General features: G+C 41.9%; 14 protein-coding genes and 1 tRNA gene. 10 read left to right on the forward strand and 5 right to left on the reverse strand.

Annotated elements, in window-relative coordinates:
- The first annotated feature begins 8 nt into the window (after positions 1-8).
- Complete coding sequence (locus BMW86_RS14275) at positions 9-671, forward strand: 2-C-methyl-D-erythritol 4-phosphate cytidylyltransferase (RefSeq protein WP_089782415.1); 663 nt, start codon at positions 9-11, stop codon at positions 669-671.
- Here BMW86_RS14275 and BMW86_RS14280 read toward each other — a convergent pair.
- Both BMW86_RS14280 and radC read right to left on the reverse strand, forming a co-directional pair.
- Positions 660-1,646 carry a Gfo/Idh/MocA family protein gene (locus BMW86_RS14280; RefSeq protein ID WP_089782416.1) on the reverse strand — a complete coding sequence of 329 codons (987 nt, stop codon included), beginning with the start codon at positions 1,644-1,646 and terminating at the stop codon, positions 660-662. The genes BMW86_RS14275 and BMW86_RS14280 overlap by 12 nt on opposite strands.
- Positions 1,647-1,707: 61 nt before the next feature.
- Complete coding sequence (gene radC, locus BMW86_RS14285) at positions 1,708-2,418, reverse strand: RadC family protein (RefSeq protein WP_089782417.1); 711 nt, start codon at positions 2,416-2,418, stop codon at positions 1,708-1,710.
- 250 nt (positions 2,419-2,668) lie between these two features.
- On the opposite strand from radC, the gene BMW86_RS14290 reads away from it, so the two are divergent.
- The 4 genes from BMW86_RS14290 (at position 2,669) to BMW86_RS14305 (ending at position 5,504) form a co-directional block, all read left to right on the forward strand.
- Positions 2,669-3,613 carry a ribose-phosphate pyrophosphokinase gene (locus BMW86_RS14290; protein ID WP_177189268.1) on the forward strand — a complete coding sequence of 315 codons (945 nt, stop codon included), beginning with the start codon at positions 2,669-2,671 and terminating at the stop codon, positions 3,611-3,613.
- Positions 3,614-3,655: 42 nt separating this feature from the next.
- Entirely contained in the window at positions 3,656-4,240 is a 585-nt protein-coding gene (locus BMW86_RS14295; RefSeq protein ID WP_089782419.1) for a 50S ribosomal protein L25, read from the forward strand.
- 93 nt (positions 4,241-4,333) lie between these two features.
- Positions 4,334-4,891: an aminoacyl-tRNA hydrolase gene (gene pth / locus BMW86_RS14300; RefSeq protein WP_089782420.1), complete on the forward strand. Its 558-nt coding sequence runs from the start codon at positions 4,334-4,336 to the stop codon at positions 4,889-4,891.
- A 1-nt stretch (position 4,892) separates the two neighbouring features.
- Positions 4,893-5,504: a fumarylacetoacetate hydrolase family protein gene (locus BMW86_RS14305; RefSeq protein WP_089782421.1), complete on the forward strand. Its 612-nt coding sequence runs from the start codon at positions 4,893-4,895 to the stop codon at positions 5,502-5,504.
- 36 nt (positions 5,505-5,540) lie between these two features.
- On the opposite strand, the gene BMW86_RS14310 is transcribed toward BMW86_RS14305, so the two are convergent.
- Positions 5,541-5,975, reverse strand: a complete 435-nt coding sequence (locus tag BMW86_RS14310; RefSeq protein ID WP_089782422.1) for a MarR family winged helix-turn-helix transcriptional regulator — start codon at positions 5,973-5,975, stop codon at positions 5,541-5,543.
- 76 nt (positions 5,976-6,051) lie between these two features.
- On the opposite strand from BMW86_RS14310, the gene BMW86_RS14315 reads away from it, so the two are divergent.
- The 3 genes from BMW86_RS14315 to BMW86_RS14325 all read left to right on the forward strand — a co-directional run bounded on the left by BMW86_RS14315 (position 6,052) and on the right by BMW86_RS14325 (position 9,216).
- A complete protein-coding gene (locus tag BMW86_RS14315) occupies positions 6,052-8,166 on the forward strand; it encodes an alpha-ketoacid dehydrogenase subunit alpha/beta (protein ID WP_255372920.1) in 2,115 nt (704 codons plus the stop codon).
- Between the two features lie 89 nt (positions 8,167-8,255).
- Positions 8,256-8,329 (forward strand) — tRNA-Met (locus BMW86_RS14320).
- 170 nt (positions 8,330-8,499) lie between these two features.
- On the forward strand, positions 8,500-9,216 hold the full coding sequence (locus tag BMW86_RS14325) for a hypothetical protein (RefSeq protein WP_089782424.1): 717 nt from the start codon (positions 8,500-8,502) through the stop codon (positions 9,214-9,216).
- An 82-nt stretch (positions 9,217-9,298) separates the two neighbouring features.
- Here the strand turns inward: BMW86_RS14325 and BMW86_RS14330 are convergent, their stop codons facing one another.
- Entirely contained in the window at positions 9,299-9,739 is a 441-nt protein-coding gene (locus tag BMW86_RS14330; protein ID WP_089782425.1) for a YqgE/AlgH family protein, read from the reverse strand.
- Positions 9,740-10,119: 380 nt separating this feature from the next.
- Here BMW86_RS14330 and BMW86_RS14335 point away from each other — a divergent pair, with 380 nt between their 5' ends.
- Complete coding sequence (locus BMW86_RS14335) at positions 10,120-10,536, forward strand: acyl-CoA thioesterase (protein ID WP_089782426.1); 417 nt, start codon at positions 10,120-10,122, stop codon at positions 10,534-10,536.
- A gap of 59 nt (positions 10,537-10,595) precedes the next feature.
- Here BMW86_RS14335 and BMW86_RS14340 read toward each other — a convergent pair whose 3' ends face one another.
- The gene (locus BMW86_RS14340; RefSeq protein ID WP_089782427.1) at positions 10,596-11,090 is read right to left on the reverse strand and encodes a hypothetical protein; all 495 of its coding nucleotides are present in this window, start codon (positions 11,088-11,090) and stop codon (positions 10,596-10,598) included.
- Between the two features lie 228 nt (positions 11,091-11,318).
- Between BMW86_RS14340 and BMW86_RS14345 the strand changes: the two genes are divergently transcribed.
- Positions 11,319-12,158, forward strand: coding sequence for a transglutaminase-like domain-containing protein (locus BMW86_RS14345; protein WP_255372921.1), 840 nt, complete (start codon positions 11,319-11,321; stop codon positions 12,156-12,158).
- The last annotated feature ends 57 nt before the right edge of the window (positions 12,159-12,215 follow it).

The following is a 12,215-nucleotide window of genomic DNA, read 5'->3' on the forward strand; positions in this document are numbered from 1 at the left end:
TTTTTGATATGGAACCAAGAAAAAAGATAGCCATCATCGTTGCCGGCGGATCAGGTACCCGCATGGGAAGCGCTGTGCCCAAACAGTTCCTGGAACTGGCCGGAAAGCCTGTGTTATGGCATACTGTCTCTGCATTTGCAAAGGCATATACTGATATGCAGATTGTGCTTGTATTACCGGAGGCGCATTTCAGTTATGTACAGGAGTGGCTGGGAGAGTTTCCTGGTATTAAACTGGTAAAGGGAGGAGAGACAAGGTTTCATTCTGTGAAGAATGGGCTGGATCAGGTACCGGAGTATTCGGTAGTATTTGTACATGATGGTGTACGGCCATTAGTAAGTGCGGAGTTGATCCGTAATTGTTATGACGCTGCTTTAGAGTCTGGTAGTGCTATTCCTGCTATCGATATGAAAGATAGTATCCGTGAATTATATAAAGAGGGAAACCGGGCGGTAGATCGCGAGCGTTTCAAAATTATACAAACCCCACAGACGTTTTTATCAGAATTAATCCTTCCTGCATTTGCATCACCTTATGATCCGTTATTTACGGATGAAGCTACGGTAGTAGAAAGGCAGGGGCATAATATCCGGTTGGTTCCCGGAGAGGAAGCAAATATAAAGATCACCCGTCCGCTGGATTTAATTATAGCCAGTGCTTTACTGAGCTGATTCAGCACTGGATAAGCCCTTATTGATCTTCTGTAAAATCTGGTGAGCTACATCCAGGGCCTGTAATCCATCAATCGCATTCACCGGTACAGGTTTATTCTGTAAAATAGCATCGCGGAACATTTCCAGTTCCAGACGGATGGCATTCACCTGTTTAATTTCCGGGTTATCGATAGCGATGGTTTTTCTGCCTGCATTGGTTTCTATATCCAGTGTAAACAGCCCTTCATCTTCAGGTGTTTTCAGCTTGATGATCTCTGTTTTCTTATCCAGGAAGTCTATACCTATGTAAGCATCTTTCTGGAACAGGCGCATTTTACGCATCTTCTTCAGGGAAATGCGGCTGGACGTTAAGTTAGCCACACAGCCATTATGGAATTCTATGCGTACGTTGGCGATATCGGGAGTATCACTCATCACGGCTACGCCGCTGGCAGAAATCCTATTCACAGTAGATTTTACAATGCTCAGTACGATGTCTATGTCGTGGATCATCAGATCCAGGATCACACTTACATCAGTACCGCGTGGATTGAATTCAGCCAGGCGGTGTACTTCTATGAACATTGGTTTAAGGTCGTATCCTTTCAGAGCAAGGAAGGCGGGATTGAAGCGTTCAACATGCCCTACCTGGAATTTGATATTCGCTTCTTCCACCAGTTTTACCAGTGTTTTAGCTTCTTCCAGGGTGTTGGTCATCGGCTTCTCCACAAAAATGTGCTTTCCGTTACGGATAGCCATTTCACACAATTTAAAGTGTTGTGTGGTGGGAGCAACGATGTCGATAGCGTCGGAAGCCTGTATCAGTTCTTCAGCTGCATCGAATCTCGGAATCTTGTACTGCTCGGTAATACTGTCTGCATTTGTATTAGCCGGATCGTAAAAACCTACAACTTCTACGTCTTTCATGGTGGCCAGCTGGGAGAGATGAATTTTACCCAGATGCCCTACCCCAAAGATTCCTATTTTGAGCATGTTAGTATTTGAAAATAAAATAATTGCGAATGTAAGGAAAAAGAGATTATATATTCAAATCTTATATAATGAACCCTTCTTCCACCATACTGCAATAGCCTGCTTCTGATACGATTATATGATCCAGGACTGCGATATCAAAGAGGAGGCCGGCTTCTTTTATTTTTTTTGTGATGCTGATATCGGCGCTGCTTGGCGTGAGATTTCCTGAAGGATGATTATGGCAAAGGATGATGCGTGTAGCGCCCAGCTCCAGGGCTTCCCTGAAAATGATTCTGGGATCTGCGAAGGTGTTGGTGATGCCACCTTTGCTGATGCAACTGCTCTTTAATGCTTTGGAAGCATTATTCAGATACAGTACATGAAAGGTTTCGTAGGTATGATCGCCGAGTAAGGGCTTAAAATAAAGTGCGGCATCACTGCCATGCCTGATGGTTTCCTTTTTAAGGGAATAACAGGCCTGCCGGCGCCGGGAAAGTTCCATAGCGGCTACAATGGCAACTGCCTTGGCATTTCCTACACCTCTGTTCTTTTTAAGCTGACGTACACTTTGTTTGCCCAGCTCACAGAGGTTGAATGCGGCATTACGCAGTATATCCCTGGCTAATTCCACGGCAGATTTCTGCTTATGCCCGTTGTTTAATATAAGTGCCAGTAATTCTGCATCACTGAGTGAAGCGGCGCCATTATTCATTAATTTTTCTCTGGGCTTATCATCATCTGCCCAATTTTTAATGGCTGTATGAGAGGGTAGGTTAACAACAGCTTCCATAACTTTGCTAAAAATTTTAGCAAATGTACATATTTTCCTCAATCCCTTAAATTCTTTCTAAATTGAGGCACTTTAGGATTGGTACATTATTATTTGCGCTATAGGATTTTCATGTAAATAACTGATAATTAGTTAATTTATACATTTTGAAAGCAGTAAGATTGCCTGCTGTATGGTGATTGATACAAAAAAAAGCATTTACATACTCCAAAAGTTATAATTTCGCAACCTCTTTTCCATAGTCATAGACATGCAACCATCAGTAAAAATATTTACAGGAAACAGTAATCCGGAGCTGGCAGAAAAGATTGCCAAAAGATATGGCAATGGTCTGGGTAAGCTTACCATCCAGAAGTTCAGCGATGGCGAGTTTCAGCCTATCTACATGGAGAGTATCCGTGGAGATTATGTTTTCCTCATTCAGAGTACCAATTCTCCTTCAGAAAATCTGATGGAATTATTAATGATGATAGATGCGGCCAAGAGGGCTTCAGCAGGGTATATTACCGCTGTCATCCCATACTTTGGTTTTGCGAGGCAGGACAGAAAAGACAAGCCAAGGGTAGCTATTGCGTCCAAACTGGTAGCTAATCTGCTTACTTCTGCAGGGGCTAACAGGGTGATAACCATGGATTTGCATGCTCCCCAGATACAGGGGTTCTTTGATATCCCTGTGGATCACCTGGACAGTTCCGCAATTTTCATCCCATACATAGAGAATTTAAAGCTGGAAAGTCTTACCTTTGCGTCCCCTGACGTAGGTAGTACTAACAGGGTAAGGGAAGTTGCGGCCTATTTCAATGCGGAAATGGTGATTTGCGACAAGCACCGTAAACGTGCAAATGAGATCGCTTCCATGGTAGTGATAGGAGAGGTGAAAGACAGGGAAGTAGTGTTGATAGATGATATTTGTGATACGGCAGGTACGCTTACCAAAGCAGCTAACTTGTTAATGGAAAAGGGAGCAAAAAGCGTTCGTGCATTCTGTACCCATCCTGTATTAAGTGGAAAGGCCTTTGAAAATATTGAGAACTCAGTGCTGGAAGAGATGGTGATCTGCGATACGATCCCTTTGAGGATAGAGAGCAGTAAGATTAAAGTACTCAGTGTTGCAGACCTTTTTGCAGTAGCTATCAGGAACATGTACGAGAACAAGTCGATTACCAACTTGTTTGTACACAGTCACCGCCGGTAGTATTTAACGTGTTTAATTTTTAACAACATAAATGTTTAATCAATGAAAACGATAACAATCGAAGGACAACTCAGGAGCGAATACGGCAAAAAAGCCACCCGCCAAATCCGTTCTGAGGGACAAGTGCCTTGTGTTATTTACGGGGGTGCAGAAACCGTAAGTTTTTCAGCTCCAGCTATCGCATTCAAAAATCTGGTGTACACACCTGATTTCCAGCTGGCCGAAGTTAAGTTAGATGGCAAAGTTTACAGGTGCGTATTGAAAGATCTGCAGTTTGATGTAGTGACAGACGAACTGGCTCACATCGATTTCCTGGAACTGGTAGAAGGTAAGCATGTATCAGTTACATTGCCTATCAAAATCGTTGGTCAGTCTGAAGGTGTTAAGGCCGGTGGTAAACTGGTTGTTAAGATCAAGGCGCTGAAAGTTAAGGCATTGCCTAAAGACCTGCGTGAAAATATCGAAGTAAGCATCGACAATCTTGAACTGAACGGTAACGTTCGTGTACAGGACGTAGTTGCTCCAAACATCGAGATTCTGAACTCTCCACGTATTCCTATCGCTTCTGTAGTAATGACTCGTCAGTTGCGTCAGGAAGAGGCTAGTGCAGATACTAAAAAGAAATAAGCTTCTTTTCAGATATTTTTGTAAAAAGTCCCGTCTCGGTTCAACCAAGACGGGACTTTTTCTATTTTTGCCGGAGACATTAAAATATAATAGATGAAATACCTGATAGTAGGATTAGGTAATATTGGTGCTGAATATGAGAATACCCGTCATAATATAGGCTTCGACGTTGTGGACACTTTTGTGAAAAAGCATGGTGGTACTTTTAAAAGTGAAAGGCTGGCAGACGTGGCTGAGTGCAAATGGAAAGGGCGCGTATTTGTGGTCATCAAACCTACCACCTATATGAATCTCAGCGGTAAAGCCGTGAAGTACTGGATGGACAAGGAAAAAATCCCCCTGGAGAATATATTCGTAATATTAGATGATCTGGCCCTTCCTGTGGAAAAGGTGCGTATTCGCCCTGGTGGAAGTGATGCCGGTCATAATGGGCTAACCAGTATCCAGGAATTGCTGGGTACAAATCAGTATCCCCGCCTGCGTTTTGGTGTAGGGAATAATTTCCCTAAAGGGAAACAGGTAGAATTTGTGCTGGGTAAATGGTCGGGAGAGGAATGGCCTGTCGTACTTGAAAAGATCAATAAATCTGTGGAGATCATTGAGAGTTTCGGATCCATTGGAATCGAGCGTACAATGAATAAATACAACTAATATGAAAATTATTTGCGTTGGTAGAAATTATGCTGATCATGCAAAGGAACTGAAAAATGAGGTGCCTACGGAACCGGTGATTTTTATGAAGCCGAAGAATGCATTGTTACAGAATAACCACCCTTTCTATTACCCTGAGTTTACTGATAACCTGCACTACGAGTGTGAACTGGTGCTTCGTATCTGTAAGAATGGCAAGCATATACAGGAGAAATTTGCTGATAAATATTATGATCAGTTAGGTGTTGGGATTGATTTTACCGCCCGTGATCTGCAGGATAAACAAAAGCAGAAAGGTTTGCCCTGGGAGATAGCCAAGGCGTTTGATAACTCTGCTGTAGTGGGTCAGTTTATTCCTATTACACCAGAGCTTGATAAGAAAGACATTAACTTCTGCCTGTATAAGAACAAGCAGATAGCGCAACAGGGGAATACGAAAGACCTGCTGTTTTCTTTCGATTTCCTGATTGCTTATATCTCCAAATACTTTACGCTGAATATTGGGGATCTTGTGTTTACGGGTACTCCTGCTGGAGTAGGACCTGTAGAAATTGGGGATAAGCTGGAGGCGTTCATTGAGAATGACAGCCTGCTTGAATTCGACATCAAATAAGATCCGGGGCTGACCAGGGATACTTTCCTGGTCGGCCTACGGTACGTTATTATAAATCACATCCAGGATTCTTGTTAACTCCTGATAATCACCTTCATTCAGGCCCACCCAGCCTGTTTTACGCATTTCCAGCACTAAGGGTCTCACATCTTTATATTTTTCAGATCCTTTAGGGGTCAGTTGTAAATATACTTTCCGTCTGTCCAGAGGGGAGCCTTCACGCACCACTAACTCTTTCTTTACCAGCAGTTCTATGATACGGGATACCGTTGTAATATCCTTGGAAGTGAGCTTTGCCAGCTCATTATGGGTGATTTTATTATGCTTGTAAAGGTTCTCTATCAGTAACCACTGATCCACTGTAATGTCTTTCTTGTTTGCATCGAAGGTTTTTTGCCAATAGTTACGGATTCTCTTCAGGGTTGCATCCAACTTATAAAATGTTGGATTATTTACAAAAGTATCAGGCATAATAGTTAATTTGCGGTAGCAATAGTTGTTGTAGCAACTATATATTTGTTTTTAAGAATCACCAAAACAATCTTACGTGTTTAAAGATAGTATAAGCGCTCCAACTTTAAAAGCCACTATTACCACGGAGGAGCGATCAGTAAGCAAACAGGCCATATTATTAAAGGCTTACCGGCTGATGTGTCAGGCCAGGGACATGGCTGCCATCTATGAGGCGAACCGCCAGATATGCAAGTATGTACACTCCACTTCCCGTGGTCATGAAGCGATACAGATCGCGACAGGGCTTCAGTTACACCCCTGGGATTATGCCAGTCCTTATTACCGTGATGACAGCATGTTATTAGCGATGGGCTTTTCGCCTTATGAGCTGATGCTGCAGTTACTGGCAAAGGGAGATGATCCTTTTTCCGGCGGGCGGTCTTATTATTGTCATCCGAATAGCATATCAGATAATCGTCCGCGTATTCCTCACCAGAGCAGCGCTACGGGGATGCAGGTGATTCCCGCTACCGGTATGGGGCAGGGTATCAGCTACCTGGAACGTATTGGATTAGCTGCTGAAGAACAGGCGCCGGTGGTGTTATGTTCCCTGGGAGATGGCAGTGTGACGGAAGGGGAGGTGAGTGAGGCGCTGCAGAGTGCTGTTCTATGGCAATTGCCGGTCATCTACCTTATCCAGGACAATGAATGGGGTATTTCGGCCAGTGCTGCCGAAACCCGGGTAATGGATGCTTATGAGTATGCTGCCGGGTTTAAGGGACTGGAACGCATGCGGGTGGATGGGAGCGACTTTGAGGAATGTTACCACGCCATGGGAGCTGCTATCAGTTATGTTCGCCAGGAAAGGAAGCCTATTTTGGTGCATGCCTGTGTTCCTTTGCTGGGGCACCATACTTCTGGTGTTCGCAAAGAGTGGTACCGCACGGCGGAAGACCTCTCCTTACATGAAGAAAAAGATCCTATTCCGCGGTTACGAAATATTTTATTAGCATCCGGATTTCCGGAGGATGATCTCCTGACCATTGAGGAAGACATCCAGGAATATATCAGCATCGAGTTTGCCCGTGCTAAAGGCGCTGACGATCCTGATCCTTCCACTGTGCAGGACCATATATTTGCGCCTGCTGCTGTGGCCGAAGAACGTGGTGTACGTTCACCTGTTAATGGCAGTAAAGTGGTAATGGTGGATGCGGCATTGCATGCGGTGGAAGAGATCCTGCAAGAGTTCCCTGAAGCGATTTTCTTTGGCCAGGATGTTGGGCGTCGTCTGGGCGGTGTATTCCGAGAGGCGGCTACACTGGCTGAGAAGTTCGGTGATCATCGTGTATATAATACTGCCATTCAGGAGGCTTATATTGTAGGTGCTACCGCTGGGTTGGCGGCTGTTGGTGTCAAACCTATTGTAGAAATCCAGTTTGCCGATTACATCTATCCAGCCTTTAATCAGCTTGTAACAGAGATTTCTAAGTCCTGCTATTTGAGCAATGGCAAATACCCTGTGCAGACGCTTATCCGCGTCCCCATAGGAGCATACGGTGGCGGCGGCCCTTATCATTCCGGCAGCATAGAATCTACCTTGCTGACTATCAAGGGGATCAAAGTCGTCTATCCTTCCAATGCAGCAGACATGAAAGGGCTGATGAAAGCAGCCTTCTTAGATCCTAACCCGGTAGTCATGCTGGAACACAAAGGTTTATACTGGAGTAAGGTTCCTGGTACGCAGGCGGCTATTATGGTAGAACCTGACAAAGACTATGTTCTGCCATTAGGAAAGGGGCGTGTTGTATTACAGTCACATCCCCGTGATACCAAACGCGGTGAAACCCTTTGTATCATCACATATGGCATGGGGGTATATTGGGCTATGACGGCCGCGACATCTTTCCCTGGTCTGGTAGAGATTATAGATCTCCGTACGCTTTTCCCTCTGGACGAAGAACTTATCTTCAATACAGTTAATAAACATGGCAAGTGCCTTGTCCTTACAGAAGAACAGCTAAACAATTCTTTTGCGCAGGCATTGGCAGGGCGTATACAAAAGGCTTGTTTCAAATCTCTTGATGCGCCTGTTTTCACTCTCGGAACGATGGATTTACCAGCTGTTCCAATGAATATGTTACTAGAAAATGTTGCGTTGCCAAATCCTGAAAAAGTAGCTTCAGCAATAGAAGAGCTATTATCTTATTAAATAATAATAACTTTTTGCATTTAACGTTTGGCTTTTATCATTTTCCCCGTTATCTTTGCACTCCGTTTTGAAATACAGAGCGGGGAAATGGCGAGGTAGCTCAGGTGGTTAGAGCGCAGGATTCATAACCCTGAGGTCGAGGGTTCAACTCCCTCTTTCGCTACACGGTTAAAAGGCTTTTGGAGGTTTGCTCTAAAAGCCTTTTTGTTTTGGGCACATATAGTTTACGTTTTGTCTCCGATTGTCAGATCAAAGCAATTACCACAGATATATTCAACTTGATCTTTATTACAGATCTTTTTTTATATTATTGTACTCTCAATATGCTTATTTATGATTAATAAATTTAAGAAAATCCTGTATGCATTCAGGGCAGTCAATGAAAGTGTTTTACTGAATAGAGAAATATTGAAAGCTCAGGTATTTACTAGCACTATTGAGAATAGCAGGTGGCTTAAAAATAAAAGTTTTTCACCAGGAGGGTGGGCTGTGGACTATGGAGTGCTTTATACATTATACCGGATATTGAATGATGTTAAACCCAAAAATGTACTTGAATTTGGATTAGGGCAGTCTTCAAAAATGATCCATCAGTATAGTAGTTATTTCACTGATTCCACTGCAGAGACTTTTGAGCATGATGAAGAATGGATTCAGTTTTTTAAAGATGGACTGGCAGGTGATTACACCACAAATGTTAGTGTATGTGAATTGGAAAAGAAAGAGCTGAATGGTTTTGAAACGCTGATATATAAAAATATTACCAGTCACGTTGGAAATAAGAAATATAATCTGATACTTGTAGACGGGCCTTATGGGTCTCCCCGTTATTCCAGGCATCAAATTGTAGATCTGGTACCTCAAAACCTTGATACTTCATTTTGTATATTACTCGATGATTATAATCGTATAGGGGAACAGGATACTTTTAATGATATCTGTGCGGTGCTTACAGCTAATAAGATAGAATACGTTACTGGTAACTATTTAACAATGAAGGGGCATGCCGTAATTTGTTCAAAGGATCTTAAATTCATTACCACTTTATAATTTCTCCGTTCTGGCTGCGCTAGAATAAACGCTGAAAAAATTAAAGGCATTGATGCAAATTGATGCCTTCTTTAGTACATATTTAAAACAAAGTTCTGGCATCCAAAATCATCCAGCTGCCTTCTGTTATTTCTTCATCCAGTTCAAGGTAATCCCAACCACAATAGCCAATAAATATCTTTATATCTTTTTCACTGAGAATATTATTGTCAATATTTTTCACAGCTGATTTAAAGTCTCCTCCCAGGAAAATATTATCAGTAACTGGTATACCTCCTTCTATTAAATCAGGCCGTTGATGTACAAAGTAGAGATGCTCCTGATCTACAGGTCCTCCGAGATGTATAGGGAAGGAGATTATATTCTTAAATTCTTCCAGTTCATTTAATTTTCGGGGGAACTCTTTATTTATGATAAAACCCATTGCACCTTTTTCGTTATACTCGGCGACGAATATTACTGATTTTTCAAAGATGGTATCATCCAGAGGTGAAGTGCTTTTTAAAAAGATGCCTGGTTTCATATGATGCAAAGATAATTGTTAACCGATATCCAACCGATATAATCATATCCAGATTATATCTGGTATTTAACCGTTCTATTTCCTTCATCTTGAATTTGTGCAATTTTTGCACAAGTTGCCTTTTCGTCTGGAAATATATCCTACTGATAGAATAACGTCGAGATTATAATGGGTTATATTCTATTTAACCTTTCGTTTGCCTTCTTGTTGAACTCCCGAGTATTCCTCGGTAGTTGAGTTTTCATCTAATTCGCCTTCAGCATAAATATTTTTAATGTGAAGGGCAATATTGAAGATGCCTTTTTTATTGCTCCCTATATGAGGACTCTCTGGAATGGATTAACTACTAAATAATTATATTAGCAGATAAAAAATAGATTATGGAATATGTAAAAGAATATACCGTTAAGCCAGAGCATATAGACGTTCAGGGGATAATGGATGGTTTGTATTACCCTTTTTACATGGAATATTGCAGACATGAATTTATAAAAGATGTACTTGGATTCAGTCTTGAAGAAGAAGCGGAAAAAGGAATAAATATGGTGTTATCTCAGTACACTATTAATTTCCTTCGTTCCTTAAAGAAGGATGATACATTCACAGTAACATGTGAATTGTTTGCTGAAAAAAGTGATAAACCTCAGATACACTTCGAACAAAAAATAATTCTAAACGGTAAGATCGTTACCAAAGCAGTTTTCACAGGAACATGTGTACCTGCTACCGGTGGGCGCCCATATCTTCCGGATTCAATTAAAGAAAAGTTAAAAGGTGCGCCTGTGCTGGATAAATAATAAAAAATGCCCATAGTGTTTTACTATGGGCATTTTTAACTGTGAAGCAGAAAGAACTGCTATTTTATGTCATGGAAGAATGTAACATCTCCACTGGTGTATACCTGTACTACCAGACGTTTATTATCCTTTTTCAGCTCAACAAAATAACTGTCGGCAGCATCTGTCTGAAGCCCGAATAACTGAATGTCTGTAGCGTTTAATTCATTGTCATCATAGTTGATAACAGATTCTACACTGTAATTTTTATAGTCCTGTTTGATGCGCGCTTGCGCATTGGCAGGCAGGTCGGAAAACTTAGCAACGGATGTTGTACCTACCAACTGAGAATGCGTATCATAGAATGCTGTATAGCTTTTCCCATCTTCAATAAATGACACTTCATCAAAAAGAGAGGTTCTTCTCCATACGGCATTTGAAGTATTGTCAAAATCAACAGCAAACTGTTCTTTGGAGAAACTGCTTACTCCTTTGTCTGTTGATTTGTGACCTTTTGCTTCGGTGGTAACTGTTGCCAGAAAAATGGCGGCTGTTGTTAATATGAAAGTTCTCATTTGTTTTAGTTTATGTAAGTATGACCGGCAGTTACCCGGTTATGTTTAATGGTTGTATAACATTTAACAGTTCTTATATAAACGCTGAAATTCTATATCCCTTCGTCATGATATAATGGCTTCCCTCTCCGTACTATTCAGGACTTATACAAATTAAGAGTGTCTTAGGGGACAACTCTCCCCTAAGACACTAGCTTGTCTCCCGGGAGGGGTTAATAAATCGAACTGATGCACTACCTTATAAAGATTGTTTTCAGAGATTTCAGGGAAAAATGTATCTTAAACGATATGTTGTTAAATGTGTCCTGCTCACTTGAATTTTCTTCAGAAACCACCGTACCAAGTATTTTCATGTTGCATCCTCAAAGCGGGAATGCGCAATTTGTTGTAAGGAATGAATTGTTAACAACACCCTACACACCTGTAATTGAATTTCCAGATATATATCGCAATTTATGCCAGCGTATTATCATCCCTGCCGGTTCATTCAAAGTGGAAAGTCGTGCCCTGGTAGATTGTTCCGATACTATTGATGTAAATATGTACGCCTCCTGGATCCCCATGCCGGAACTACCGGATCATGTACTGCAGTTCCTTTTACCAAGCCGTTATTGTGAGTCGGATAAATTTGCAGACCTCGCTATAAAACTCACGGAAGGATGTGCGCCGGGTTATCAGCAGGTAGATGCTATCTGTAAATGGATTAATGGAAGTATCCGGTATGAATACGGAACTACAAACAGCTCCACCTCTGCTGCGGATGTATTGGCCACTAAAGTAGGCGTATGCCGGGATTTTACTCATTTAGGGATCACCTTATGCCGTGGCCTGGATATCCCTGCCCGTATGGTAGCAGGATATCTGTACGACCTGAAACCAATGGACCTGCACGCCTGGTTTGAAGCCTACATAGGTGGACGATGGTACTGTTTTGATGCTACCCAGCGGGAACCTAAAGGCGGAAGGATAGTATTAGCTTACGGTCGGGATGCCGCAGACGTGGCTTTTGTAAGCCATTTCGGAAATGCAGTACTAAAAGAAATGATTGTAAATGTTCAATCGGCTTAAAATCAATAAATTACATACTTAAAGATAATATATCCCTGATTTCAGCTATACCCCAGC

Source organism: Chitinophaga sp. YR573 (genome assembly GCF_900110995.1).
In the GTDB taxonomy this organism is placed as follows: domain Bacteria; phylum Bacteroidota; class Bacteroidia; order Chitinophagales; family Chitinophagaceae; genus Chitinophaga.

Coding starts and splice junctions, on each gene's coding strand:
- BMW86_RS14275 (WP_089782415.1), top strand. CDS start 9: ATGGAACCAAGAAAAAAGATAGCCATCATCGTTGCCGGCGGATCAGGT.
- BMW86_RS14280 (WP_089782416.1), bottom strand. CDS start 1,646: ATGCTCAAAATAGGAATCTTTGGGGTAGGGCATCTGGGTAAAATTCAT.
- radC (WP_089782417.1), bottom strand. CDS start 2,418: ATGGAAGCTGTTGTTAACCTACCCTCTCATACAGCCATTAAAAATTGG.
- BMW86_RS14290 (WP_177189268.1), top strand. CDS start 2,669: ATGCAACCATCAGTAAAAATATTTACAGGAAACAGTAATCCGGAGCTG.
- BMW86_RS14295 (WP_089782419.1), top strand. CDS start 3,656: ATGAAAACGATAACAATCGAAGGACAACTCAGGAGCGAATACGGCAAA.
- pth (WP_089782420.1), top strand. CDS start 4,334: ATGAAATACCTGATAGTAGGATTAGGTAATATTGGTGCTGAATATGAG.
- BMW86_RS14305 (WP_089782421.1), top strand. CDS start 4,893: ATGAAAATTATTTGCGTTGGTAGAAATTATGCTGATCATGCAAAGGAA.
- BMW86_RS14310 (WP_089782422.1), bottom strand. CDS start 5,975: ATGCCTGATACTTTTGTAAATAATCCAACATTTTATAAGTTGGATGCA.
- BMW86_RS14325 (WP_089782424.1), top strand. CDS start 8,500: ATGATTAATAAATTTAAGAAAATCCTGTATGCATTCAGGGCAGTCAAT.
- BMW86_RS14330 (WP_089782425.1), bottom strand. CDS start 9,739: ATGAAACCAGGCATCTTTTTAAAAAGCACTTCACCTCTGGATGATACC.
- BMW86_RS14335 (WP_089782426.1), top strand. CDS start 10,120: ATGGAATATGTAAAAGAATATACCGTTAAGCCAGAGCATATAGACGTT.
- BMW86_RS14340 (WP_089782427.1), bottom strand. CDS start 11,090: ATGAGAACTTTCATATTAACAACAGCCGCCATTTTTCTGGCAACAGTT.
- BMW86_RS14345 (WP_255372921.1), top strand. CDS start 11,319: ATGCACTACCTTATAAAGATTGTTTTCAGAGATTTCAGGGAAAAATGT.